Source organism: Woronichinia naegeliana WA131, from assembly GCA_025370055.1.
Classification (GTDB): domain Bacteria; phylum Cyanobacteriota; class Cyanobacteriia; order Cyanobacteriales; family Microcystaceae; genus Woronichinia; species Woronichinia naegeliana.
The window spans coordinates 3,889,940-3,915,659 of sequence record CP073041.1 but is presented as its reverse complement, the minus strand read 5'-3'; the positions used below and the strand labels follow the sequence as shown (position 1 = coordinate 3,915,659).

The window sequence follows — 25,720 nt, the reverse complement described above, 5'->3', positions numbered from 1 at the left end:
CTCCTACTGTGATATTACTATTATACACTTTCCACACAGTTGGGGGAAGAGCCAGAATGGTCAGAAGATTGTGATTATTTTAGATAATGCGAGCTTCCACAAAAAGCAAGAAATTCTAGACGAGAGCACGGAAGAAATGCCAAACATTATTTTGGAGTTTTTACCCCCCTATAGTCCCGATTATAATTTAATGGAATTGGTATGGCATTCCTAAGTACAGGACAAAAAATGTAGGGAGTCGAGAAAAAGAGAAAAATTGGGTAGAGAAGGATTAAGAACAAGATGACGAAGATGGTCAAAACCAAGACGAAAAAGACTCTGCGCTAGGCGACCATGTTTCTTGAGGGGAATGGGATGAAGATGATGAATTGCTAGACCAGTTTTGAGAGACCAAGCCAAAGCTAAAGTCAGTAAAGCCAAAAGCTTACGAAGACGCTTGGGGTCAGTAAAGTGAGTAGATTCCAAGCAAAAGCCACGAGTCTTAAAGATGCCAAAAAGGGTTTCAATGCCCCAACGCAGGGCATAATCGTGAATAAGACCTTGGGAATCGGGATGTCCAATGACGATGAGTAGAGAATTATCAGGCAAGCGAAGAGCCTCTACAGAAACAGGATATCCCCAAACCCGACAACTCCCTTGAAGACGTTGAGATTCACCAATAGCAAGATGGGCAAAAATGACTTTGGCGGCCAAAAGCTTGCCATTGTGCTCAATCTTGTCCGTAGCCCGAATTCTCAGACAGAAAGCCAGTAGCGGTTCGAGCAGAAGATAGCGAAGCCAAGCCTGACCAATAAACTCACGGTCGCCACATAAACAACGAATCAGGGCGGTGGGAAAAATCTTGAGCATCTCCTCGATAAAACGCATTCGTTCATCACTGTTAGAATTGCCCTTTTTCTTGCTAAGCATCCACCACAAGATGGGAATGGCTACTCCTTCATGGACAATGCCGACAGTGAGGATATTATAACCATGACTGCCAAACTCCCAGGTTGTGCGGTCAATACTTAATACCCAAGGTTGAGGGATATCCAGCCAACTGACTACAATACGGGCAATGTGATGGTAATCCAGCTCAAATCCTGAGAAAAAGCGTTGTAAGCGTTTGTAATGAGAATCCACCAATGCCCGACCTTCAAAACCCAGAGCCAATTCTTTAAGGTTAACCGTTTTCACTTTGAGGAGGGCGAGTAAGAACAAGGCTAGGAAGGAGAGTCTGGCACCATGCCATCCCAAATGGGGTTTTAGGGCTTGTTTCAATGCGTTATATTGGTTCATGGGTTTTCTTACATTACGTTCATCTTCCATGAAACCCCTTTCTCGTATACTTTTCAAGCCTTTTGTCCTGTACTTAGATGGCATTCAGCAAAAGAATATATTGCAAATAAATTATTCAAATCAATTGAAGAATTAGAATCTCTCATCCATAAACTTCTTAATGAAGGTGGATTGACAATATGTTGGGGACGTAAAATCAAAAACAAGGGCTCAAGTATTATTGCAAGTTAAACTGATGACAGCTTAGCCTTTTCTTCTCTTAGATGACTGCTTCTTTTTTACGCTATATTTCTCTCTTTTTGTCTGTATTTTTTGTAACAAATAAGATGCGATTACCCTGATTAATGTAGAGGGTTCAAAGATAAAAATAGAACTAACATTAGAACTCAGTCGTTCAATGTTGGATACAGAAATAAATATTCAAAAAGGCTTAAACGAAGTAGGTTGCATCGCCAGCAAAGAAGCCTTGAAATATTTAGATACAGATGGTTCACCCTTAAAAATCGGTGAAGAAATCTGGAAGAGTAAGGGAGAGCAACCGAAAGAATATCAAACACCTTATGGTGAGGTTATAGTGAATCGTCATGTATATCAGCGTTCACCTTTGAGGAAAAACGTATTGCCCCTTAGAAAGAGAAGCAAGGATAATCATAACATCAACGCCATTATTGGCAAAACAGGTATCCTCAAAAATGTCAGGGATGGCAGGCAAAGAGGTGAAAAATGATTTATTAGAAAATCATGGTAGAAAAGTAGCGCTATCCTATATCCAAAGATTGAGTGAAGCAGTAGGAAGTGTGGTACAGGCAAAAGAAGAAGCGTGGAGTTATGCCCCGCCCAAGGAGGATAGCCAAATTGCAACAGTGGGAATAGGATTAGATGGAACCTGTATGCTGATGTGTGAGGATGGCTACCGTGAAGCAATGGTGGAAACCGTTTCCCTATACGATAGTGAAGGCGAACGTCAACCTACAATCTATCTAGGTGCGGCACCAGAGTATGGAAAAAAGAGTTTTCTAGAAAGATTAGAAAGAGAAATTGAGCGAGCGAAAAACCGTTATCCAGAGGCAACATTGGTCGGGATAGCAGACGGGGCAGAATCAAATTGGAAGTTTTTAGAAAAGCAAACGGAAGAACAGATATTAGATTTCTATCATGCCTCTGGTTACTTAGGTGCCTTGGCAGAAGCGTTGCATCCGAATACCGTGTCAAAACAAAAAGAATGGTTGACTGAAAATTGTCGAGAACTCAAGCATGAAAAAGGAAAAGCAGGAGAACTGCTAAATCTGATGAAAGAAGTCAAAGAAGAAAAAAGTCATTCTAAGAATCTTACCGAGAAACTACAAGCGGCGATTACTTATTACGAGAATCATCAGCATCAAATGGATTATGCTGAATACATAGAGAAAAAGTATCCGATTGGTTCAGGTGTTACGGAAGCAGCTTGTAAGACGTTGGTCAAACAACGATTATGTTGTTCAGGGATGCGATGGAAGGAAAAAGGAGCAGGAATTATTTTGAGCCTACGAGCTTTGGTATTGACCAAGGAACGATGGAGTCGGAACTGGTATCGTCTGATCAAAGTTGGAAAAAGTTATGGTGTAAGGCTTTGAGAAAATAGAAAAATAGTTTAAGACTAGACATCGGCCCGTTTTTATTATACTATTATTATTGTCATTATATCAAAGAAAAAGGAAACAGAAAACAATGTCAATATTAAAGAAAAGCTATATGAAAATCCTGAATGATGTTGGCTTGTGCCAAGAGAAAGAGGATGCCTTATTCAAGAAAAACTGTCCTCATTGCTATAGTGAAAATGTAAAAATACATTCTCATTATCAAACGAAAGGTAACGGGGAACGTAAAATGTTCATTTGTCAAGAATGTAGTTCTTGTTTTGCTGAGACTTATGGTAGCGTAATTGCTGGCTTAGAAACCCCATTAAGTGAAATTGTAAAAGTATTAAAAGCCAGAATGGAAGGAATAGGATTGAATGCAGCAGCCCGAGTATTCGGCTACGCGAAAACAACAATATTGAATTGGGAAAAGAAATTATCAGGATTACAAGAGACATTATTTTTATACGCCTTAGTGAATGAATTTGTTAAATTAGTAATAGAAGGGGATGAACTATACACAAAAGTTGGAAAAAATAAAGAAGCAAGTGCCTCTGAGGGGTGGACAATCGTGCTCATGGACAGGGCTAGCCGCTTTATTTGGCATTTAAAATGTGGTCGAAAAGAGCAGAAATTATTTCTAGAAGCAATGATGACGGTAGCGGAATTATTTGAAAGGAGTGCAGAATCTCTCCAGTTATTTACAGATGGAGAAAAGCGATATAGTCAACTGCTATTTAATATTTGTCACGAAGTATTGAAGACTGGAAAACGTGGTCGTCCCGTCAAAGTATTACCGAAGGGAATGGTAGTAAGATTAAAAAATAAGAGTAGTAAACGTCGAGATTCTGAGGGTAAACTAAAGAAAGTAGAAACTCCGAAACCAGAACATCCAGAGACAACAGAAAAACCAGAAGAAAAGGACGTCCATGCCAACCACGTTGAGGCATTTAATAGTGCTATCCGACGCTATTTAGCCGCCTTTCGTCGTCGTACAAATACTTAGGGCTTGCTGAAAAAGTCAAAAAACGAAAGAAATGTGGGTTAGGGAAGTATGGACTGAAAAAGCATAGATAACTTATCCTTATGGAAACAAATCAAAATACAGATTTTGTTTAATCTATTGTTCCTTTCTGTCTAAAAAGGTCAACACAAATCACTCCTCACAAAAGAGAGGAAAATTAACACCATTTTTCACAAGAAAAACGACTCTACAACTTTTTACTTTTTGTCTTCTGAAGTAGAGTAGAAAGATTCATTACCAAAAAGTTCATCGCAATTACCGTTTCCGAGGTCTCAGGTAGTTTGGCCATCACTCGACCAAGACTAAATTTCCTCTTTCCCTGTCCGAATTTACCCTCAATGGCATTACGCACTCTTTCATCTGAGCGTGCCTCTTTCTTTTTTTCTTTGCTCACCTCTTTCGGCGGTCTTCCCAATCGGGGACCACTCATTCTTATATCCCTTTCTTTACAATAAGCTCGATTCGCTTTTGTTCGATAGATTTTATCCACATGAACCGATTCCGGATAACATCCTGTTTCCCTTTTATATTCTTCTATTCGCGCTTGTAAATCTCCCGATTCGTTGTAATTATCCCAACTTAATTTGTCTAAGAAGACAAAGCCATTCACATTACTTGCCGATATTTTAGCTCCAAACTCTACTGCTTTTCCCGCTTTTCCACGCACTATTGGACGCACGTGAGGTTGGCTTACACTCACAATTCTGTTTTCTACTTTATTTGTCTTTTTTTCATACATTTCTAACTGTTGCTCATACACTTTTCCTATCGTTACAAGCTCTTCTTGCTCTTTTTTCGTTAGTTTTTCTAACTTTGCTCCCTCTTCTATCATTTTTTCTATATGAGACAAGTTTCTTTTTATATATCCTAGTTGTTTTTTTGTTCCTTTTCTTCTTTCTTTTTTTGACACACGACGTTTTTTTGCTATGGCTAAGTACTCTTTTCTTGCCACTTCCCTATAAGTCCTCGGCTTTTCTTTCCTTTTCTCTTTTATTTCTTCATACAGCTTATCTATTATTTTTTCTGTTTTTTCTCTGGCATCATTCAATATTCCTATATCCGTTGGATATTTTATATCTGCTGGTGTACAAGTCGCATCTAACAATAACTTTCCTTCATTTTCTTTTTTTTCTGACGCTACACCCGTCGCTTTTTTTCTATTTCTTTATTAATTTTATTTATTAATTCCATTCCTATTTTTTTACGAAAATGAACCATCATTGACGCATTAAATGCTTCTTTGCTACTATAGCTTTCCATTCCTATAAAGTACTGTAAATAAGGGTTCTCTTTTATTTGTTCTACTGTTTCTCTGTCACTTTTTCCTGAAATTTCTTTGATAATTAATGCTCCTAATGCCATTCTAAATGATTTGGCTGGGGCTCCTTTTTTTTCTGTGAAGTTTTTTGCATATTCTTCCTCATATTCTTCCCAGGGAATCATTTTTGACATTTCTATCCAACGATTTTCTTCGTCTAACTGCCCGCCGAACAGATTTTTCAAGTTTTCTGGTGTTTCAATTGAGTACTGTTGCTTTCGGTACATCTGCTTTCTCTCTTCTTAATGCAATGGTTTTGAGGCATTCTACCCTATTTTCGTGCATTCTAGCGGTTCTTAATTCGCCTACTATTTTTCTCCGTAAAGGTTTCAGCTTTTTTCAGCAAGCCCTACTTATGCTAAATCTGTTGTGGGATTACAGCGAGTCCTAGATATTTTCTGGATGGTTCATAACTTTGTTCGCAGCCATTTTACGACTAGAGAAGTTCCTGCTGTAGCTCTCGGTATAATTGAAAAGGGGTTAACTTGGGAGGACTTACTCCAAATTCGCCTGATTTCTTGAACCTCTCGTATTGCAACGTTTGTAGCTTCTAGCTAGACGATACCAGTGCCATGGAGTCAATTTTGGGCAAAACTTGATCAATATGGGTTCCCTGTAGAACCCTGATTACAACAGCTTTTATCAACTAAAGGTCGCACCCGCTGGGACAAACCTTCGCAGAACGCGAATTAGGGTGGAATAGACGAACAATCCGCAAAGGAACAGAAGAATTAACGAGTGGTCAAGCATTCATAGATGGTCGCAGCCGTAGTGGGCGCAAAAAAAAGAAACAAAATTACCGAATATCTTAGAAGATATAAAGTCGATAGTGGAGCCGAAAAGTCAAACAGACCCAAGTTTTAAAAGTACGCGATTATATACGAGAATAACAAGTGAAGAGGTGCGTAGGCAACTGATTGTACAATCAGGGGTACATCCCGGATAAAATAGTACATAGAATCTGGGGTAAAATGGAAAAAAACTGATGAGCGAAAAAAGTATGTTACCGATTCCCCCAGAAGAAAAAGCACTGTTAAAACAGCATCTCACCGAATCAGCCCGTATCCTGCGCAAATATACGGAACCAGAGAAACAGAAGGACTTTGGAAGCATCGAAGGGTGCGACCTTTAGTTGATAAAAGCTGTTGTAATCAGGGTTCTACAGGGAACCCATATTGATCAAGTTTTGCCCAAAATTGACTCCATCGTTCCTTGGTCAATACCAAAGCTCGTAGGCTCAAAATAATTCCTGCTCCTTTTTCCTTCCATCGCATCCCTGAACAACATAATCGTTGTTTGACCAACGTCTTACAAGCTGCTTCCGTAACACCTGAACCAATCGGATACTTTTTCTCTATGTATTCAGCATAATCCATTTGATGCTGATGATTCTCGTAATAAGTAATCGCCGCTTGTAGTTTCTCGGTAAGATTCTTAGAATGACTTTTTTCTTCTTTGACTTCTTTCATCAGATTTAGCAGTTCTCCTGCTTTTCCTTTTTCATGCTTGAGTTCTCGACAATTTTCAGTCAACCATTCTTTTTGTTTTGACACGGTATTCGGATGCAACGCTTCTGCCAAGGCACCTAAGTAACCAGAGGCATGATAGAAATCTAATATCTGTTCTTCCGTTTGCTTTTCTAAAAACTTCCAATTTGATTCTGCCCCGTCTGCTATCCCGACCAATGTTGCCTCTGGATAACGGTTTTTCGCTCGCTCAATTTCTCTTTCTAATCTTTCTAGAAAACTCTTTTTTCCATACTCTGGTGCCGCACCTAGATAGATTGTAGGTTGACGTTCGCCTTCACTATCGTATAGGGAAACGGTTCCCACCATTGCTTCACGGTAGCCATCCTCACACATCAGCATACAGGTTCCATCTAATCCTATTCCCACTGTTGCAATTTGGCTATCCTCCTTGGGCGGGGCATAACTCCACGCTTCTTCTTTTGCCTGTACCACACTTCCTACTGCTTCACTCAATCTTTGGATATAGGATAGCGCTACTTTTCTACCATGATTTTCTAATAAATCATTTTTCACCTCTTTGCCTGCCATCCCTGACATTTTTGAGGATACCTGTTTTGCCAATAATGGCGTTGATGTTATGATTATCCTTGCTTCTCTTTCTAAGGGGCAATACGTTTTTCCTCAAAGGTGAACGCTGATATACATGACGATTCACTATAACCTCACCATAAGGTGTTTGATATTCTTTCGGTTGCTCTCCCTTACTCTTCCAGATTTCTTCACCGATTTTTAAGGGTGAACCATCTGTATCTAAATATTTCAAGGCTTCTTTGCTGGCGATGCAACCTACTTCGTTTAAGCCTTTTTGAATATTTATTTCTGTATCCAACATTGAACGACTGAGTTCTAATGTTAGTTCTATTTTTATCTTTGAACCCTCTACATTAATTAGTTTTGCTGTCATCATTGTTTCCTCTTTGTCACTTTTCATCTCATGTTAACACTTTTCTTTTCCTTCATCAACTAAAGGTCACACCCCCTCTTTGCCTGCCATCCCTGACATTTTTGAGGATACCTGTTTTGCCAATAATGGCGTTGATGTTATGATTATCCTTGCTTCTCTTTCTAAGGGGCAATACGTTTTTCCTCAAAGGTGAACGCTGATATACATGACGATTCACTATAACCTCACCATAAGGTGTTTGATATTCTTTCGGTTGCTCTCCCTTACTCTTCCAGATTTCTTCACCGATTTTTAAGGGTGAACCATCTGTATCTAAATATTTCAAGGCTTCTTTGCTGGCGATGCAACCTACTTCGTTTAAGCCTTTTTGAATATTTATTTCTGTATCCAACATTGAACGACTGAGTTCTAATGTTAGTTCTATTTTTATCTTTGAACCCTCTACATTAATTAGTTTTGCTGTCATCATTGTTTCCTCTTTGTCACTTTTCATCTCATGTTAACACTTTTCTTTTCCTTCATCAACTAAAGGTCACACCCAAAAATTGTAACCTGATCACTTATTTACTGCTTGCAAGCGCAGCTACCACCAGCAATTCCAAATTCAAACGGCAACATAGGATACAGACACGATCTTGTTTTTATGGATGTAAGAGATATTAACCTAATCTCTGAGTTTTTTTGCATTCCCTCCTCGAATCTCGGTCTCTTAGAGAGTCAGTAACCTGCAAACAAACTTGATCAATCACTAAATAGAGCATTACATTGATTTTAAATATTGGCATTAAACCCCTTGACCGTAAGCACTTCAGGTTTTTTGTATCTTTAGCTACATTCTGAATTTGGAATTGCTGGCTCTAGGACAGGGCAAACGCATCTAAATTCTAGACTCCTTATCTGATAAGACTTTCAGCGTTTCATAAAAAATCAATCATGATCTCGGAAACCCTTATCCAGCCTACCTTTCAAAAATAAGATGCGTTTGCCCTGGTCGGGCTGAAATGTGAGGAAAAATACGCTAAAGTTTTCTAAGCTACTTTTGTTACTTGATTTGGGAATAAGGCAATGGATTTATTGGTATCTACCCTACTCTCAGAAACGGGCCTCGTTGCGTTGCTCTATCTGATTCTGAGTTTTGCTTATTTGTTAGTATTGCCTGCCCTGCTCTATTTTTACTTGAAAACGCGCTGGTATGTTGTGGGTTCGATTGAACGTACCTTTATGTACTTTTTAGTTTTCTTTTTCTTCCCTGGTCTGTTGCTACTCAGTCCTATTCTCAACTTTCGTCCCCATCGTCGGGCCGTTTAGAGATTAATTAACAGTGAATCATTATGCGACGAATTGACGCGATCGCCATTAGTTTGGGCTTTTTTCTAGCCGGTGGCGGAGTTTATGTGTTGTTGCTCACGATCGGTATCGACAGCCAAAAAGCAGGCATTTGGACTCAAGCCGTTTTAGTCGGGGGTTTAATCCTCTGGCTCTGTTCCTATGTCTTTCGGGTGTTAACCCACGATATGACTTACCATCAACAAATTAAGGATTATGAAGAAGCCATGATCCAAAAACGTTGGGAAAGTCTCAGCCCCGAAGAACGGGAAAAACTTCAGGCAGAAGTGGAACAGAAACGCTCCGATCTGGCCGCCAAGGATTAAAAGGATTCAGTTTCCCTCTCTCCCCTCAGAATGCCATGCAATCTATCTATATTCCCCATCTCCTTCAGCAACCCCAACGGACACAGACCCTTTATCTAGATGGCAATATTCCCCATTTAGAGACTTTAACGCCGGTGCGGGGGGAAATGAAAATTCGACATGGTGGTACGTTTTTAGAGGTGGGGGTCGAAGCAGAAACGATTGTCACCTTAATCTGCGATCGCTGTGCTCAACAGTACAATGATCGTCTGGTACTGAATACCTCAGAATTAATCTGGCTCGATAAAGAAGCCTCACAAAATGCCAATTATCCTCAGGAACGAGAAGTTTCTTGGGAAGATTTATCGGAAACCTTGCCACCGGATGGGCATTTTGATATAGACACTTGGCTGTACGAACAATTTACCCTGGCACTCCCCCTACGCCGTCTCTGTGGTAAGGATTGTCGGGCTCCGATCACCGATATTGATAATCAAGAGATCAAAAGCAATTTAGAAAAGGCAGTTGATCATCGCTGGTTAGCCTTGGAAATTTTAAAGCAACAATTATCTCAATAAAATACAGCAGGTAGTGATTCGATAGTAGTGGTGGCAGCTTAAGCCTTTGCTAATTGGGGCTTGCTGAAAAAAGTGAAACCCTTATGGACAAAAGATAGTAGTCGAATTAAGAACAATTAGGATGCAGAAAAATAGGTTAAGATAGTGGGAAAGGCTTAGACCTATTGCACAAGTCTTGTAACGGCTGATATGAAAAACAGATTTAATCTAGAAAATTTGCATCGACTGTCAAAAACGGTTTTAAACTTATAGCGGTATTCAGTCGTATGAGGGGCAATAAAATCTTTGAAAGGCTTACTGTAAAAGACTCCAATACATCTCACTCACTCGACTACCGCTATATCGGAAATCAAGACAAAATAATCTCTCAAAGTAGAATAACAAAAAATTGGCATACTCAAGCCGCTCAGCTTGTCTCCAAAAGCTGAACTTGAAGAATAAATTATCTCGAATAAATTATTCTGTTTTCATCTCCACTGTCATCTCCACCTTTGCTTCCAATTCTTTTGTTTCTAACTCGTAGTTATGGCACTGGTTCAGCCTAGTTGTTAAATAGCCTGAAAGTCTTGCCCTGTAAGGATTTTAGTGATTCAGGGCAAAAATCGTTGTATCCCTTGCTGCACAGGGGTTTGATGCAATTCCAATAATCAGACTGAACCATTGCCGTAGTTATAAATACCTGCTATTAAATTTGCTCTTAAACCGAACCTTGTATGTTGGGAATGGAGGATAGGAGCTATCCTAATCTCAAGAAGAACAAGAAAAAGAGTGACTCTGAACCCAACCTAAAGCAAAAAGCTTGCTTCGTAGATAAAGAGCCTCCTATTTGTTCTTCGGAATGTCACCTTCCGCAGACTGGACAGTATCAACGTGGCTTTTCTCAAAAAACCTAGTATTTGCAAGGATAGCGCGGCAGAGTGACAACTATTTTTCTGACTCACAAGGAGTTAAATCATGAGCGAAAAAGAAGCCATTCTCGGCATAGATATTAGTAAAGAAAAATTCTCAGCCGCCTTACTCAACTGGACAGTGGGAAGTTCTCGAGGCGTGTAAGTGGAGAAAAGAAAATCGGACATCCGATACAAAAGAGTGCCGTTATGTCCGAAACTGGCTGATATAAGAAAATCGATAGCCAGTGCTATCTATCAATTATGCAACTATGTCAGCGACTAGAGCAAATCCTCAATAATCTCCGTCCAGCCTTTAGCCGAGAAGCAACGTTCCAATGGTTTATCCTGTTAGTCTGGGGAGTAGTGCTCAACAGCCAACCCAGCGCAATAACTAGCTATGTCAATGCCATTGGCTGAACAGAGAGCTACTACAATCAGGCTCTACATTGGTTTGATTCCAAGGCGTTTAGGGTCGAAGGACTAACTTTACAATGGTCAAAGTGGCTAAGTCAGCATGAAAGTCTATACAGAATTAAAGGGAAACGGGTGTATGTGGGTGATGGCATCAAAGTGGGGAAAGAAGGACGCAAGATGCCAGGTGTAAAACGACTACACCAAGAATCGGAAGATGTGTCCAAGCCAGAGTGGATAAGGGGTCATTACTTCAATGCCTTGAGTATTTTGGTGGGAGTAGGGAAAGCCTGCTTTGCCTTGCCCTTAGTGTTGCGGCTAGACGATGGCATCAAGTCCAAAGCAACCGAGAAGGGGGAGGGAAAAGGCAAAAAAAAGGTGAAGACGAGCCTGGTGACAAAAATGGCTGACCTTTGTGTTACTTACGCAGAGGCAGGGAGTTATGTAATTTTGGATGCTTATTTTGCTTGCGAACCAGTGCTCAAAAGTTTTCGCCAGAACGCCTTGCATCTAATCACAAGAGTGCGTTGCTCCACCGTCGCCTATGCCCCCTTTTGTTCCGTGCCGACGCTGACGGGGAGAGGACGACCACGGATTTGGGGGAGTTCGATAAAACTAGAAAAGCTGTTCGCTCTGGCGGCGGACTTTCCGACAGCTAAAGTCTGGCTCTATGGTCAACAAGTCACGGTTTCTTATCAGTGCTTTGAGTTCCACTGGGATAGTCCCCATCAGCTCGTCAAGTTTGTTCTGACCCAATTGCCTAACGGACGACGACTGATTCTGCTTTCTACTGATCTCTGTTTGACTGGACCTGAGATTATTGCCGCTTACGGTCTCCGATTTAAGATTGAAGTCACTTTTCGTCAATTAGTCCATCTTTTGGGCAGCTTTGCCTATCGTTTTTGGCTTAAGAGTCTTCCTACTTTACCTACCTGGCCCAGCAATCTTATCCTCAGTGACTATCCACAAGCTGTTCAGACTCAGATTTTAAACAAGGTAGAAGCCTTTGAGCGTTTTGTTAACCTTAATGCCATTGCTTTAGGGCTACTTCAAATTCTCGCCTTAGAGTTACCCCAGGGGATTTGGGCTAATTTTCCTCGATGGTTTCGGACATTACCATCCCATGGCTACCCTAGTGAACGGATTGCTCAACTAGCCCTTCAACATCAAGCCCAAATGATTTTTCCTCAAAGTCCACCCAGTCTGCTTTTGCCTAAATTCCTTACCGCTAAACTTGCCTCTTCCCCAAGCCCTGATATGCTTACTTTCGTCGCATAGTCATTACCTTATCTGGCATCCATAAACTTCCCACTGTCCAGTTACTCAAAGGAGAGAAAAAAAGTCAGGTTAAAGAATTTGCCAATAACCTTGAAGGGTTCGAGCAACTCAAAAAATGGTTGGAGCAAAACCAACTGGAAAGAGTTCATGCTTGTTTAGAGGCAACTAGTACGTACGGTCATTCAGTAGCAACTTATTTACACAGTTTAGGTCACATTGTCAGTATTGTTAATCCTGCCCGAATTAAGGGATTTGCTCAAAGTCGCTTGAGTCGAACAAAAAATGATCAAGCCGATGCCACAACCATTGCACGATTCTGTGCAGCCCTTAAACCACAAGCTTGGACACCTCCAAGTCCAGAAATGGCACAATTACAGTCTTATAGCCGTCGATTAAGAGCGTTAGAGCAGATGGCAACTCAAGAAAAAAATCGTTTAAAAACAACAGTTGATGAGAGTCTCATAGAAGATATTGAAGCTCATCTTGTATTTTTAGAAACTCAAATTGACAATGTAAAAAAGCGACAAAAAGAATTGTTGAACGAATATAGTTCCCTAAAAAGTCAAGCAGATTTATTGACTTCGATTGTAGGAATTGGTGAGCCGACAGCAATGACAATTCTGGCAGAAATTGGCGATATTAATCAGTTTTCTTCTGCTCGTCAATTAGCGGCATTTGCGGGTTTAACACCTCAAGAGCATCAATCGGGAACCTCTGTTAAAGGGAAAACTCGGTTGTGTAAAATTGGTAATCCTCATTTACGTAGGGCTTGCTGAAAAAGTCAAAAAACGAAAGAAATGTGGGTTAGGGAAGTATGGACTGAAAAAGCATAGATAACTTATCCTTATGGAAACAAATCAAAATACAGATTTTGTTTAATCTATTGTTCCTTTCTGTCTAAAAAGGTCAACACAAATCACTCCTCACAAAAGAGAGGAAAATTAACACCATTTTTCACAAGAAAAACGACTCTACAACTTTTTACTTTTTGTCTTCTGAAGTAGAGTAGAAAGATTCATTACCAAAAAGTTCATCGCAATTACCGTTTCCGAGGTCTCAGGTAGTTTGGCCATCACTCGACCAAGACTAAATTTCCTCTTTCCCTGTCCGAATTTACCCTCAATGGCATTACGCACTCTTTCATCTGAGCGTGCCTCTTTCTTTTTTTCTTTGCTCACCTCTTTCGGCGGTCTTCCCAATCGGGGACCACTCATTCTTATATCCCTTTCTTTACAATAAGCTCGATTCGCTTTTGTTCGATAGATTTTATCCACATGAACCGATTCCGGATAACATCCTGTTTCCCTTTTATATTCTTCTATTCGCGCTTGTAAATCTCCCGATTCGTTGTAATTATCCCAACTTAATTTGTCTAAGAAGACAAAGCCATTCACATTACTTGCCGATATTTTAGCTCCAAACTCTACTGCTTTTCCCGCTTTTCCACGCACTATTGGACGCACGTGAGGTTGGCTTACACTCACAATTCTGTTTTCTACTTTATTTGTCTTTTTTTCATACATTTCTAACTGTTGCTCATACACTTTTCCTATCGTTACAAGCTCTTCTTGCTCTTTTTTCGTTAGTTTTTCTAACTTTGCTCCCTCTTCTATCATTTTTTCTATATCAGACAAGTTTCTTTTTATATATCCTAGTTGTTTTTTTGTTCCTTTTCTTCTTTCTTTTTTTGACACACGACGTTTTTTTGCTATGGCTAAGTACTCTTTTCTTGCCACTTCCCTATAAGTCCTCGGCTTTTCTTTCCTTTTCTCTTTTATTTCTTCATACAGCTTATCTATTATTTTTTCTGTTTTTTCTCTGGCATCATTCAATATTCCTATATCCGTTGGATATTTTATATCTGCTGGTGTACAAGTCGCATCTAACAATAACTTTCCTTCATTTTCTTTTTTTTCTGACGCTACACCCGTCGCTTTTTTTTCTATTTCTTTATTAATTTTATTTATTAATTCCATTCCTATTTTTTTACGAAAATGAACCATCATTGACGCATTAAATGCTTCTTTGCTACTATAGCTTTCCATTCCTATAAAGTACTGTAAATAAGGGTTCTCTTTTATTTGTTCTACTGTTTCTCTGTCACTTTTTCCTGAAATTTCTTTGATAATTAATGCTCCTAATGCCATTCTAAATGATTTGGCTGGGGCTCCTTTTTTTTCTGTGAAGTTTTTTGCATATTCTTCCTCATATTCTTCCCAAAGAATCATTTTTGACATTTCTATCCAACGATTTTCTTCGTCTAACTGCCCGCCGAACAGATTTTTCAAGTTTTCTGGTGTTTCAATTGAGTACTGTTGCTTTCGGTACATCTGCTTTCTCTCTTCTTAATGCAATGGTTTTGAGGCATTCTACCCTATTTTCGTGCATTCTAGCGGTTCTTAATTCGCCTACTATTTTTCTCCGTAAAGGTTTCAGCTTTTTTCAGCAAGCCCTAATTAATGCTCCTAATGCCATTCTAAATGATTTGGCTGGGGCTCCTTTTTTTTCTGTGAAGTTTTTTGCATATTCTTCCTCATATTCTTCCCAGGGAATCATTTTTGACATTTCTATCCAACGATTTTCTTCGTCTAACTGCCCGCCGAACAGATTTTTCAAGTTTTCTGGTGTTTCAATTGAGTACTGTTGCTTTCGGTACATCTGCTTTCTCTCTTCTTAATGCAATGGTTTTGAGGCATTCTACCCTATTTTCGTGCATTCTAGCGGTTCTTAATTCGCCTACTATTTTTCTCCGTAAAGGTTTCAGCTTTTTTCAGCAAGCCCTACGTAAGGCTCTTTATTTTCCTGCATTGAGTTCTATGCGTCATTGTTCTCCCATGACTTACATCTTGCAGCAGAACAAAAGAACGACTGGCGGAAAGGGTCAAGAAAGTGGAAAAAGGAGTAGAAGTGAAAAAACAGCAAAACAATGGAAACCATTCTTATACAAGCCCAGACCCTAGTTTATACATTGCTAGGTTTGATGCCGACCTCCTATCAACGCGATAGTTTGCAGGCAATGTTGGGGCTATTCCTAGAAGCTCAAGGTCATCCTCTACCCCAACATAGTCAAACAAAATCACCCTCGGCCTTAAGCCGATTTTTGAATCAGTATGATTGGGGTACTCGCCAAATTATCCGAGCAGTGCGAAAAGCAATTCTCAAAGAACTACTTACCTATGCTCCAAGAGGAAGACGACCTTGGTTGCAGGTGATTGTGGACTTAACGACACTGGAGAAATGCGGAAAATTTAAGGCTTTTGAGCATTTAATTCATGTTCTTCACGGGAAGAGGGGTTTACATCTTTTGGTGATTTATCTGGTGATAGGAGAATTTCGAGTCCCCTGGGGATTTCGAGTTTGGAGAGGTAAAGAAACAAGAAGTCCCGCTCAACTCGCGGTGCGATTAGTGGATAGCCTACCCAAAGAACTCCTGAGTGCTTTTCGGGTTGTCATTTTAGCCGATACCGCCTTTAGTAGTGTGCAATTCCTTCAAGCGATGAAAAAACGCCGTCTTGCGGTTATCGTCGGTGTGCGTTGTGACCGTAAATTAGCTGATGGTCGTCAGCTTCGTGATTTGCTCAAAAAAGGACAACAGGTCACTCTTGATGGATTATCTTTCCCTGTTACTATCTCTTGGTTCTACCTCAAACGTAACGGCAAACTCGAAAAACGCTTCGTCTTATCGACTCGTCCTCTTAAGTCCAGTACCATTATCTGGTGGGGACGGCGAAGATGGAGTATTGAGGGCTTTTTCAAGACCGTAAAACATCGTTTTGGTTTACATCGTTTTGGTCAACAAACTCTTCTGGGGGTTTATCGCTGGTTGCTTCTTTCGATGATTAGTTTTCTTCTTGCCCATTGGGTTTATCTTTCTACTGACTCCTCTAAACCACCTGATTGGGGTCAAGCTTCTGCTTCTGCTCTTCAGACACTTTTTCCTGATGTTGCTCTTTGTTCCCTTTTTTCTCAAGTCGAGCGATTACGTCCACTTTTGCAATCTTTTGGACTCCAACTTCAGTTAGTTGCTGTCACAACTTAGAACATGAGTTTTGGTGCAAGATGTAAGATGAAGGACTTGCGAGAACGGTTTTTAGAGGCAGGAAAAAATAAAATGCAGATCGTTGGGGTTGTAATGCACAAACTCATTCGGATTGTTTACGGGATTCTCAAGTCAGGGAAACCGTTTGACCAGACTAAGTTGGCTCTTCCTAACGTTGTTTTAGAGGAGGAAACTGATTTTTTTCCTGTTTCCCCTTGACACTTAACACAGTATCTACGATGTCTAGGTAGTGTTCTGAATCTGTGGAAGCACATCTAAATAAGACATCCAAATTCAAAGCGATTGATAAATAATCCAAGGACAATATACTGAACACGGTCACAAGTTGCGAATTTTAAAAATAAGAGATAATATAGTAAAAATAGAAAAAGTAGTCAAGAGGCTGAGAAATGATTAAGTTAGAATTTACGGAAGAAGACAAAAGACTGTTGTCTTACGGTCGGTTTAATCACCCGCATCCTAGAGTACAGCTAAAGATGGAAGTTTTATGGTTAAAAAGTCAGGGATTATCTCATCAAAAAATTGCTCAATTCGCAGGAGTTTCAGTAAATACGGTGACAAGCTATATCCGTGATTATCAAGAGGGCGGGATAGAAAAACTAAAAGAAATAAAATTTAATCGCCCGAAAAGCGAGTTAACAGAGCATCAAGGGAAAATTGAGGCATATTTTGAGTCAAATCCACCAGCAAAAATAAATGAAGCAGTAAAAAGAATAGAAGAATTAACGGGAATAAAAAGAAGTCCAACGCAAGTCAGAAAATTTTTAAAGTCAATAGGAATGAGGTGTCTAAAGGTGGGAACAATTCCATCAAAAGCAGATGTAGAAGCTCAGGATAGCTATAGAGAAAAAGAGCTAGAACCAAGGCTAGAAGAGGCAAAAGCAGGAAAAAGGGCAGTTTTCTTTGTAGATGCCTCTCCTTTTGTAATGGGAGCATTTGTAAATTTTATATGGTGCTTCAAGAGGATTTTTATTAAGTCACCATCAGGGAGAAAACGTTTTAATGTGTTAGGAGCATTAAATGCAATTACCCATGAAGTAATTATGGTAACGAACAGTTCTTATATTACCTGACTTTTCCCGTTAAGTCCAAAATCCAGCAATGCAAACTTCTAGAGGCTTTATCTGGCAAGGGTTTGAGTAATGATTCTCTTGACAGGAAAAAAATATTCTGAAGCCATCATCCCGCTTATCGTTCAAATTTCAAAAACAAAGGATGAAGGGAGTATGAGACTGTAAAATGGAGAAAATCTTAAAGGGCAGGTCAAAAAATGTTGGAATGGTGGACAAAAAACTTTGCCAGTTGTGAATTGGGAGACGAGAGGCTAAACAATCGTGCCTTCTCGATTGGGAAAAAGTTAAGTGAGGGGTTTGGAAAAGCCTTATCAGAAGTGTTTAAGGGAGGAAACGAGTTAAAGAGGGCCTATGAATTTTTGGGAATCCGAAAACAGACTTTGTCAAGATAATAGAGCCGCACTGTGAAATGACAACTGCCGCCGTAGAAGAATATAAGATAATGCTATCAGTCGGAGATACGACCTTCTTAGATTATCGCAATATCAAGGAAAAAAGGGAAGGGTATGGGCCGACTGGAAAAGGAGGGAATGGATTAATACTGCATAGTGCTTTAGCAATTGAGCCAGAAAAAGGACAAGTATTAGGTTTATTATGGCAAAAACTGTGGAATAGGGAGGTAAAAGAAAAGCCCCCAACAGATGAAACGGCGAAGCAGAAAAAAGAAAGACAGAAAGAACAAAGAAAAGCAGCTCGTCAAAGACCATTTGAGGAAAAAGAATCCTACAAATGGGTAGAGGCTCTAAACACCTGTGAGAAACAGGTAGAAAGTTCAACGAGGGTAATTCATGTATTTGACAGAGAAGGAGATGTTTCAGAAGTCTTTGACTCAGTGCGTCAACTCAAGCATACAGGAGTGCTGGTCAGAGCGTCTCATAATCGTAGTTTAGACAAAAATAGTGAACGACTTTGGCAACATTTGGAATCAGAACCGATTCGTTTTCATCAAGAAATCGAGATTCCGAGTACAGGAAAAAGAAAAGCACGGAAGGTTAAGCTTGCCGTCCGATTTTGCTCAGTTAATCTACGAACTCCCTATCGTTTTGATAATCGTGACCCGTTGAATGTCTATGCTGTTTATGCGACAGAAATCGATTGTCCCGAAGGCGAAACTCCTTTATCTTGGATGCTTCTGACTACAGAAGTTGTTGAGACTATTGAGATGGCTGTCACTATTCTTCGTTGGTACACCTACCGATGGCGGGTTGAAGAATTTCATAAAGTCCTTAAGTCTGGTTGTCAGAGTGAGCGTTATCGACTTGCCTCTGATGGAATGAAAACTCTTTTGGGTTTTTTAAGTGTCATTGCTGTTGAACTTTTACACGTTACTTATCTTCATCGTACCCAGCCCGATGCTCTCGCGATTGAAATTCTTAATCCTCTTCAACTTCAGGTGTTAAAAGCAGCCGCCTCTCAAAAACTTCCCCCTATTTTGACTGTTGCTTGGGCTGTCGAGTCTGTTGCTTTTCTTGGTGGTTATCTTGAACATCGTCGTAAAACTCCTCTCGGTATCCAAGTCCTTTGGCGCGGTTGGTTGAAGTTGCATGACCTTTGCCAAGGCTGGCAGCTTGCAATCCGCACTTAACGGGAAAAGTCAGCTTATATTACGGGAACTCAGGTTTGTGAACTCCTAGAAAAGATAGCAGAATTAGGACTATTAATACCGATTACGTTGGTATTAGACAATGCTCGTTATCAAAAATGCCGAATTGTGCAGGAGTTGGCAGAATCATTAGGAATAGAGTTACTGTACTTACCTCCTTATTCTCCTAACTTGAATTTAATTGAAAGACTGTGGAAGTTTGTGAAGAAGAAGTGTTTATACGCAAAATATTATGAAGATTTTACGCAGTTTTCTGCAGCAATTTCAGGATGTCTTAAAGATGCTAACGTAAAATATAAGGAGGAGCTTGATTCTTTGCTCACCTTACGATTTCAACGCTTTGATAAATCTCAGATTATGAACGTTTGAAGTATATCGTGCATCACAATAGATTTGGAGAAACAAATCGTTTTTCTCGCTAATCTCTTTATTCGAGTTCTCAATGTCAAGTGCTTTCGTTCGATTTTTTGAGTATTATACTTACCCACCTCATGCAATGCTGGCTCAATATGTCGTTCGTAAGCCCCCCATCCATCTGTATAATATTGAGTAATACCAAAAGGTTCTAACAACTCTTTTAGCCTTAGAAATGCTTCGTCTTTGTGACCAGACAAAACATAAGCTAATATCTCACCTGTCTTATGATCAATAGCGTGCCATAACCATCTTTGCTCTTTTTTGCTCTTCACAAAACCCCACATTTCGTCGAGTTCTGCTTCCACGTCATTCCATTGGCAGAGCGTTACAATACTCTGACTGGGTTCCAGTTCTGCTAGTTTTTTTTCGTTGACGAATACTAAACTAGACTCTTTTTTTTAGTTCACTAATCACTGTTGATGGACTAATCCTCAGCACACGGGCTGTATCCCTTATGCCACTACCATTCATTGCCATTTCGGCAATCTTTTCCTTTACTTCTGGCAAATAACCTTTATAAGTATAGTTTAAGATAAATGTGCAACGCTTACATTCTGTATTACGACATCTGTAACGCTCTTTCCCCTCCCCAGAGGGGCCGTGTTTCACAATATCCGTACTTTGACAACTTGGGCAAACAATTGCTTTGAATAGCATGGCACACCAATTTTAAGATTTACATTTATTTATTATTACTCTTTTCCACAGGTTTAGAACACGACCTCTATTTCTATAGGTTGAAGATAATATTCTGAAAATTTTTAATCGTCGATTAACGTGTTCTACTACTACTCGAAGACGGTTTAATAACTTATTTATATTGCTTCTCCTCTTTACTCAATTTTTTACCCTTTTTTTTCTTAATCGGTGTTTCACTTAACTCATGAATTTTGGCAATTCCTTGATATCCTTTGTCCGCAATGATTTTTATCAAATCTCCAACTCTTACTCCACTATTTTGAAATAGCTTGAAGTCATGCACTCTTCCTTTACCACTCGCTAAACAGATGATTTTCTTGCTTTTTAAGTCAATAATTAGTTGTGTCTTTAATGTATGTTCTCCCCGCTTTCCGCTATAAAAACTTTTCTGATTTTCTTTCGGTTTTTCCATCGGAATCTCTGTTACATCCATTACTACTACTTTTTCTTCTGCCTCTTTTTGATGTAACTCTTTTTTCCCTGGTAAACTGAACACTCCTGAGCGAATTAAGATATTTTCGATTTTCTGAGTTGTACGACAGACCGTTGATTCTGATACTCCCCAGTCTGTTCCAATATAATACTGTACTGGTGGGGCGACAAGAGTAGGTAAAAGTCCTGTGTAGCAAGGATTACAGTAGAAAGAAACAAGACAAGACACTCTATAAAAGAGTACAATAACCCCAAAAGGAAAACATGATAGCAAAAGAATATGAAGCCACTTTACAAGAGAATCTAAGTCGAGCCGAATACTTATTCCTATTTGTAGTAGTAGGATGCTTGCAAATATTACAAGATATGAGGTTAGAAAGAATAGCGGAAGCTCTACCAATTCCCATCTTAATGGAAAGTAGAAGGAGAAAAATACAGAGATTTTTAAATCTGGAAAAACTAAGTATAGAGAAAATCTGGTTTCCCTGTGTAAAAGAGTTAATAAAGAAGCCAGAAAAATGTGTTAAAAATGGTTGTGTATATCTAGGGTCTGCTGAAAAAGTCCACAAAACGAACCTAGATGCCACAGGAGGCGAAAAATGGTGACTTCAGAGAGTAGTTTCCAATTTCAACCCCCAGTTTTCCAACGACGTGCATGGGCTTTGAGCCTCCAAAGGCCATAACCTTGCACCTGATCGTTTTTAAAATGCTTGAAAGCATTATCTGGCAAGGGTTCTATACTTATTCAGCAAGCCCTATCTAGCAATAGATAGAACAAATTAGGGCTTGCTGAAAAAAGCTGAAACCTTTACGGAGAAAAATAGTAGGCGAATTAAGAACCGCTAGAATGCACGAAAATAGGGTAGAATGCCTCAAAACCATTGCATTAAGAAGAGAGAAAGCAGATGTACCGAAAGCAACAGTACTCAATTGAAACACCAGAAAACTTGAAAAATCTGTTCGGCGGGCAGTTAGACGAAGAAAATCGTTGGATAGAAATGTCAAAAATGATTCCCTGGGAAGAATATGAGGAAGAATATGCAAAAAACTTCACAGAAAAAAAAGGAGCCCCAGCCAAATCATTTAGAATGGCATTAGGAGCATTAATTATCAAAGAAATTTCAGGAAAAAGTGACAGAGAAACAGTAGAACAAATAAAAGAGAACCCTTATTTACAGTACTTTATAGGAATGGAAAGCTATAGTAGCAAAGAAGCATTTAATGCGTCAATGATGGTTCATTTTCGTAAAAAAATAGGAATGGAATTAATAAATAAAATTAATAAAGAAATAGAAAAAAAAGCGACGGGTGTAGCGTCAGAAAAAAAAGAAAATGAAGGAAAGTTATTGTTAGATGCGACTTGTACACCAGCAGATATAAAATATCCAACGGATATAGGAATATTGAATGATGCCAGAGAAAAAACAGAAAAAATAATAGATAAGCTGTATGAAGAAATAAAAGAGAAAAGGAAAGAAAAGCCGAGGACTTATAGGGAAGTGGCAAGAAAAGAGTACTTAGCCATAGCAAAAAAACGTCGTGTGTCAAAAAAAGAAAGAAGAAAAGGAACAAAAAAACAACTAGGATATATAAAAAGAAACTTGTCTGATATAGAAAAAATGATAGAAGAGGGAGCAAAGTTAGAAAAACTAACGAAAAAAGAGCAAGAAGAGCTTGTAACGATAGGAAAAGTGTATGAGCAACAGTTAGAAATGTATGAAAAAAAGACAAATAAAGTAGAAAACAGAATTGTGAGTGTAAGCCAACCTCACGTGCGTCCAATAGTGCGTGGAAAAGCGGGAAAAGCAGTAGAGTTTGGAGCTAAAATATCGGCAAGTAATGTGAATGGCTTTGTCTTCTTAGACAAATTAAGTTGGGATAATTACAACGAATCGGGAGATTTACAAGCGCGAATAGAAGAATATAAAAGGGAAACAGGATGTTATCCGGAATCGGTTCATGTGGATAAAATCTATCGAACAAAAGCGAATCGAGCTTATTGTAAAGAAAGGGATATAAGAATGAGTGGTCCCCGATTGGGAAGACCGCCGAAAGAGGTGAGCAAAGAAAAAAAGAAAGAGGCACGCTCAGATGAAAGAGTGCGTAATGCCATTGAGGGTAAATTCGGACAGGAAAAGAGGAAATTTAGTCTTGGTCGAGTGATGGCCAAACTACCTGAGACCTCGGAAACGGTAATTGCGATGAACTTTTTGGTAATGAATCTTTCTACTCTTCTTCAGAAGACAAAAAAGAAAACAAAAAGTAAAAAGTTGTAGAGTCGTTTTTCTTGTAAAAAATGGTGTTAATTTTCCTCTCTTTTGTGAGGAGTGATTTGTGTTGACCTTTTTAGACAGAAAGGAACAATAGATTAAACAAAATCTGTATTTTGATTTGTTTCTATAAGGATAAGTTATCTATGCTTTTTCAGTCCATACTTCCCTAACCCACATTTCTTTCGTTTTTTGACTTTTTCAGCAAGCCCTAATTAGGGTGTAATAAACATCCTGACAGTAAGCTTAATTTATGAGAAAAGAGCGGTGTTAGTATATTGGGAATTTTTAGACAAAAAAGGAAATAGTAATTTAACGGCTCAAAAAGGGTATTTAGAGAAGGCAATAAGCCTATTCTCAGAATACAAAATAGTGATATTAGGGGACAGAGAATTCTGTTCAGTCACACTGGGAAAGTGGCTAGGAAAGAAGGGTCTATACTTTTGTTTGAGACAGAAAAAGACGACAAATGTGTCGGAAGATGAGCAGCTTTACCAAGAAATGAGAGCGTTGGGATTATCCCCGGGAACAAGTCTATTTTTTAACGAAGTAAACGTTACCAAAATGAAAGGATTTGGAGGATTTAATTTAGCCTGTAAATGGAAAAAGACCTACGGCGGATTTAAGACAAAAGAGCCTTGGTTTATCTTGACAAATTTAGGAAGCCTAGAGGAGGCAATTAAATCGTATCAAAAAAGATTTGGTATCGAGGAAATGTTTAGGGATTTGAAGTCTGGAGGCTATAATCTAGAGGGAACAAATCTAGAGGCAGAACGACTATCAAAGCTATTAATTGTGGCAGCGATTGCCCATACGAGTGCAATTCTACAAGGTCAAATGGTCAAGGAAAAAGGAATTCAAAAATATGTGGTCAGACCAGAATCGAAAAGAACGAGTAAACGTCGTCACAGTAGCTTTTATGTAGGGCTTGCTGAAAAAAGCTGAAACCTTTACGGAGAAAAATAGTAGGCGAATTAAGAACCGCTAGAATGCACGAAAATAGGGTAGAATGCCTCAAAACCATTGCATTAAGAAGAGAGAAAGCAGATGTACCGAAAGCAACAGTACTCAATTGAAACACCAGAAAACTTGAAAAATCTGTTCGGCGGGCAGTTAGACGAAGAAAATCGTTGGATAGAAATGTCAAAAATGATTCCCTGGGAAGAATATGAGGAAGAATATGCAAAAAACTTCACAGAAAAAAAAGGAGCCCCAGCCAAATCATTTAGAATGGCATTAGGAGCATTAATTATCAAAGAAATTTCAGGAAAAAGTGACAGAGAAACAGTAGAACAAATAAAAGAGAACCCTTATTTACAGTACTTTATAGGAATGGAAAGCTATAGTAGCAAAGAAGCATTTAATGCGTCAATGATGGTTCATTTTCGTAAAAAAATAGGAATGGAATTAATAAATAAAATTAATAAAGAAATAGAAAAAAAGCGACGGGTGTAGCGTCAGAAAAAAAAGAAAATGAAGGAAAGTTATTGTTAGATGCGACTTGTACACCAGCAGATATAAAATATCCAACGGATATAGGAATATTGAATGATGCCAGAGAAAAAACAGAAAAAATAATAGATAAGCTGTATGAAGAAATAAAAGAGAAAAGGAAAGAAAAGCCGAGGACTTATAGGGAAGTGGCAAGAAAAGAGTACTTAGCCATAGCAAAAAAACGTCGTGTGTCAAAAAAAGAAAGAAGAAAAGGAACAAAAAAACAACTAGGATATATAAAAAGAAACTTGTCTGATATAGAAAAAATGATAGAAGAGGGAGCAAAGTTAGAAAAACTAACGAAAAAAGAGCAAGAAGAGCTTGTAACGATAGGAAAAGTGTATGAGCAACAGTTAGAAATGTATGAAAAAAAGACAAATAAAGTAGAAAACAGAATTGTGAGTGTAAGCCAACCTCACGTGCGTCCAATAGTGCGTGGAAAAGCGGGAAAAGCAGTAGAGTTTGGAGCTAAAATATCGGCAAGTAATGTGAATGGCTTTGTCTTCTTAGACAAATTAAGTTGGGATAATTACAACGAATCGGGAGATTTACAAGCGCGAATAGAAGAATATAAAAGGGAAACAGGATGTTATCCGGAATCGGTTCATGTGGATAAAATCTATCGAACAAAAGCGAATCGAGCTTATTGTAAAGAAAGGGATATAAGAATGAGTGGTCCCCGATTGGGAAGACCGCCGAAAGAGGTGAGCAAAGAAAAAAAGAAAGAGGCACGCTCAGATGAAAGAGTGCGTAATGCCATTGAGGGTAAATTCGGACAGGGAAAGAGGAAATTTAGTCTTGGTCGAGTGATGGCCAAACTACCTGAGACCTCGGAAACGGTAATTGCGATGAACTTTTTGGTAATGAATCTTTCTACTCTACTTCAGAAGACAAAAAGTAAAAAGTTGTAGAGTCGTTTTTCTTGTGAAAAATGGTGTTAATTTTCCTCTCTTTTGTGAGGAGTGATTTGTGTTGACCTTTTTAGACAGAAAGGAACAATAGATTAAACAAAATCTGTATTTTGATTTGTTTCCATAAGGATAAGTTATCTATGCTTTTTCAGTCCATACTTCCCTAACCCACATTTCTTTCGTTTTTTGACTTTTTCAGCAAGCCCTATGTAGGTCAACACCTCCATTTGTGGCTGGGACTACGGCAGATGTATGAAAAAATAATTCAAGAGCTAATGCAAATTAGTCGTCATCGGTTGAGGGA

General features: G+C 39.1%; 18 protein-coding genes and 12 pseudogenes. 21 read left to right on the top strand and 9 right to left on the bottom strand.

The genetic code is table 11. The features are described from left to right. Positions 1-58 precede the first annotated feature (58 nt). A pseudogene (locus KA717_19815) lies at positions 59-211 on the top strand (transposase). On the opposite strand, the gene KA717_19810 reads toward KA717_19815, so the two are convergent. Beyond that, positions 211-1,278: an IS4 family transposase gene (locus KA717_19810; GenBank protein UXE64723.1), complete on the bottom strand. Its 1,068-nt coding sequence runs from the start codon at positions 1,276-1,278 to the stop codon at positions 211-213. The pseudogene KA717_19815 and the gene KA717_19810 sit on opposite strands and share 1 nt — an antisense overlap. A 331-nt stretch (positions 1,279-1,609) precedes the next feature. Here KA717_19810 and KA717_19805 point away from each other — a divergent pair. Both KA717_19805 and KA717_19800 read left to right on the top strand, forming a co-directional pair. Continuing rightward, positions 1,610-2,891, top strand: a pseudogene (locus tag KA717_19805) (ISKra4 family transposase). 94 nt (positions 2,892-2,985) lie between these two features. Continuing rightward, positions 2,986-3,900: an IS1 family transposase gene (locus KA717_19800; protein ID UXE64501.1), complete on the top strand. Its 915-nt coding sequence runs from the start codon at positions 2,986-2,988 to the stop codon at positions 3,898-3,900. 226 nt (positions 3,901-4,126) lie between these two features. Here KA717_19800 and KA717_19795 read toward each other — a convergent pair. Next, positions 4,127-5,463: pseudogene (locus KA717_19795) on the bottom strand (IS5 family transposase). Positions 5,464-5,605: 142 nt separating this feature from the next. On the opposite strand from KA717_19795, the gene KA717_19790 reads away from it, so the two are divergent. Both KA717_19790 and KA717_19785 read left to right on the top strand, forming a co-directional pair. Beyond that, positions 5,606-5,758: a hypothetical protein gene (locus KA717_19790; GenBank protein ID UXE64500.1), complete on the top strand. Its 153-nt coding sequence runs from the start codon at positions 5,606-5,608 to the stop codon at positions 5,756-5,758. A 463-nt stretch (positions 5,759-6,221) separates the two neighbouring features. Beyond that, on the top strand, positions 6,222-6,368 hold the full coding sequence (locus KA717_19785; protein ID UXE64499.1) for a hypothetical protein: 147 nt from the start codon (positions 6,222-6,224) through the stop codon (positions 6,366-6,368). Between the two features lie 19 nt (positions 6,369-6,387). Here KA717_19785 and KA717_19780 read toward each other — a convergent pair. Further along, positions 6,388-7,669 (bottom strand): annotated as a pseudogene (locus KA717_19780) (ISKra4 family transposase). A gap of 55 nt (positions 7,670-7,724) precedes the next feature. Then, positions 7,725-8,162 (bottom strand): hypothetical protein, encoded by a 438-nt coding sequence (locus tag KA717_19775; GenBank protein UXE64498.1) that lies wholly within the window; start codon positions 8,160-8,162, stop codon positions 7,725-7,727. A 572-nt stretch (positions 8,163-8,734) separates the two neighbouring features. Here KA717_19775 and KA717_19770 point away from each other — a divergent pair. The 6 genes from KA717_19770 (at position 8,735) to KA717_19745 (ending at position 13,233) form a co-directional block, all read left to right on the top strand. Then, positions 8,735-8,977, top strand: a complete 243-nt coding sequence (locus KA717_19770; GenBank protein UXE64497.1) for an NAD(P)H-quinone oxidoreductase subunit L — start codon at positions 8,735-8,737, stop codon at positions 8,975-8,977. Between the two features lie 23 nt (positions 8,978-9,000). Continuing rightward, positions 9,001-9,321: a DUF3007 family protein gene (locus tag KA717_19765; protein UXE64496.1), complete on the top strand. Its 321-nt coding sequence runs from the start codon at positions 9,001-9,003 to the stop codon at positions 9,319-9,321. Positions 9,322-9,356: 35 nt separating this feature from the next. Then, complete coding sequence (locus tag KA717_19760; protein UXE64495.1) at positions 9,357-9,878, top strand: YceD family protein; 522 nt, start codon at positions 9,357-9,359, stop codon at positions 9,876-9,878. Positions 9,879-11,029: 1,151 nt separating this feature from the next. Next, positions 11,030-11,185 carry a hypothetical protein gene (locus KA717_19755; protein UXE64494.1) on the top strand — a complete coding sequence of 52 codons (156 nt, stop codon included), beginning with the start codon at positions 11,030-11,032 and terminating at the stop codon, positions 11,183-11,185. 129 nt (positions 11,186-11,314) lie between these two features. After that, complete coding sequence (locus KA717_19750) at positions 11,315-12,457, top strand: transposase (GenBank protein UXE64493.1); 1,143 nt, start codon at positions 11,315-11,317, stop codon at positions 12,455-12,457. A gap of 17 nt (positions 12,458-12,474) precedes the next feature. Further along, positions 12,475-13,233: an IS110 family transposase gene (locus KA717_19745; protein UXE64722.1), complete on the top strand. Its 759-nt coding sequence runs from the start codon at positions 12,475-12,477 to the stop codon at positions 13,231-13,233. 216 nt (positions 13,234-13,449) lie between these two features. Here the strand turns inward: KA717_19745 and KA717_19740 are convergent. Next, positions 13,450-14,787, bottom strand: a pseudogene (locus KA717_19740) (IS5 family transposase). Positions 14,788-14,911: 124 nt separating this feature from the next. Further along, positions 14,912-15,115 (bottom strand): annotated as a pseudogene (locus tag KA717_19735) (IS5/IS1182 family transposase). A 268-nt stretch (positions 15,116-15,383) separates the two neighbouring features. Here KA717_19735 and KA717_19730 point away from each other — a divergent pair. From KA717_19730 to KA717_19705, 6 genes and pseudogenes are all read left to right on the top strand, one after another. Then, a complete protein-coding gene (locus KA717_19730; protein UXE64492.1) occupies positions 15,384-16,496 on the top strand; it encodes a transposase in 1,113 nt (370 codons plus the stop codon). Positions 16,497-16,532: 36 nt separating this feature from the next. After that, positions 16,533-16,715: pseudogene (locus KA717_19725) on the top strand (hypothetical protein). A gap of 191 nt (positions 16,716-16,906) precedes the next feature. After that, positions 16,907-17,587 (top strand): annotated as a pseudogene (locus tag KA717_19720) (IS630 family transposase). A 200-nt stretch (positions 17,588-17,787) separates the two neighbouring features. Beyond that, positions 17,788-17,982: a transposase gene (locus KA717_19715; protein UXE64491.1), complete on the top strand. Its 195-nt coding sequence runs from the start codon at positions 17,788-17,790 to the stop codon at positions 17,980-17,982. 17 nt (positions 17,983-17,999) lie between these two features. Continuing rightward, positions 18,000-19,175 (top strand): IS4 family transposase, encoded by a 1,176-nt coding sequence (locus KA717_19710; GenBank protein ID UXE64490.1) that lies wholly within the window; start codon positions 18,000-18,002, stop codon positions 19,173-19,175. A 15-nt stretch (positions 19,176-19,190) separates the two neighbouring features. Next, positions 19,191-19,562, top strand: a pseudogene (locus KA717_19705) (transposase). Here the strand turns inward: KA717_19705 and KA717_19700 are convergent. From KA717_19700 to KA717_19690, 3 genes and pseudogenes are all read right to left on the bottom strand, one after another. Beyond that, positions 19,544-19,915 carry an IS1 family transposase gene (locus tag KA717_19700; GenBank protein UXE64489.1) on the bottom strand — a complete coding sequence of 124 codons (372 nt, stop codon included), beginning with the start codon at positions 19,913-19,915 and terminating at the stop codon, positions 19,544-19,546. The pseudogene KA717_19705 and the gene KA717_19700 sit on opposite strands and share 19 nt — an antisense overlap. A 79-nt stretch (positions 19,916-19,994) precedes the next feature. Next, positions 19,995-20,117, bottom strand: coding sequence for an IS1-like element transposase (locus KA717_19695; GenBank protein UXE64488.1), 123 nt, complete (start codon positions 20,115-20,117; stop codon positions 19,995-19,997). 162 nt (positions 20,118-20,279) lie between these two features. Further along, a pseudogene (locus KA717_19690) lies at positions 20,280-20,892 on the bottom strand (transposase). A 113-nt stretch (positions 20,893-21,005) separates the two neighbouring features. Here KA717_19690 and KA717_19685 point away from each other — a divergent pair. The 4 genes and pseudogenes from KA717_19685 (at position 21,006) to KA717_19670 (ending at position 25,395) form a co-directional block, all read left to right on the top strand. Next, complete coding sequence (locus tag KA717_19685) at positions 21,006-21,347, top strand: hypothetical protein (protein ID UXE64487.1); 342 nt, start codon at positions 21,006-21,008, stop codon at positions 21,345-21,347. Between the two features lie 299 nt (positions 21,348-21,646). Continuing rightward, a pseudogene (locus tag KA717_19680) lies at positions 21,647-22,984 on the top strand (IS5 family transposase). A 294-nt stretch (positions 22,985-23,278) separates the two neighbouring features. Then, positions 23,279-23,956 carry an IS4 family transposase gene (locus KA717_19675; GenBank protein UXE64486.1) on the top strand — a complete coding sequence of 226 codons (678 nt, stop codon included), beginning with the start codon at positions 23,279-23,281 and terminating at the stop codon, positions 23,954-23,956. A 102-nt stretch (positions 23,957-24,058) separates the two neighbouring features. Next, positions 24,059-25,395, top strand: a pseudogene (locus tag KA717_19670) (IS5 family transposase). Positions 25,396-25,720: the final 325 nt, after the last annotated feature.

Excerpts from the sequence above, each read along its gene's own strand:
- KA717_19810 (UXE64723.1), bottom strand. The coding sequence starts at position 1,278 with ATGAACCAATATAACGCATTGAAACAAGCCCTAAAACCCCATTTGGGA.
- KA717_19800 (UXE64501.1), top strand. The coding sequence starts at position 2,986 with ATGTCAATATTAAAGAAAAGCTATATGAAAATCCTGAATGATGTTGGC.
- KA717_19785 (UXE64499.1), top strand. The coding sequence starts at position 6,222 with ATGAGCGAAAAAAGTATGTTACCGATTCCCCCAGAAGAAAAAGCACTG.
- KA717_19775 (UXE64498.1), bottom strand. The coding sequence starts at position 8,162 with ATGAAAAGTGACAAAGAGGAAACAATGATGACAGCAAAACTAATTAAT.
- KA717_19770 (UXE64497.1), top strand. The coding sequence starts at position 8,735 with ATGGATTTATTGGTATCTACCCTACTCTCAGAAACGGGCCTCGTTGCG.
- KA717_19765 (UXE64496.1), top strand. The coding sequence starts at position 9,001 with ATGCGACGAATTGACGCGATCGCCATTAGTTTGGGCTTTTTTCTAGCC.
- KA717_19760 (UXE64495.1), top strand. The coding sequence starts at position 9,357 with ATGCAATCTATCTATATTCCCCATCTCCTTCAGCAACCCCAACGGACA.
- KA717_19755 (UXE64494.1), top strand. The coding sequence starts at position 11,030 with ATGCAACTATGTCAGCGACTAGAGCAAATCCTCAATAATCTCCGTCCA.
- KA717_19730 (UXE64492.1), top strand. The coding sequence starts at position 15,384 with ATGGAAACCATTCTTATACAAGCCCAGACCCTAGTTTATACATTGCTA.
- KA717_19715 (UXE64491.1), top strand. The coding sequence starts at position 17,788 with ATGTTGGAATGGTGGACAAAAAACTTTGCCAGTTGTGAATTGGGAGAC.
- KA717_19710 (UXE64490.1), top strand. The coding sequence starts at position 18,000 with ATGACAACTGCCGCCGTAGAAGAATATAAGATAATGCTATCAGTCGGA.
- KA717_19685 (UXE64487.1), top strand. The coding sequence starts at position 21,006 with ATGATAGCAAAAGAATATGAAGCCACTTTACAAGAGAATCTAAGTCGA.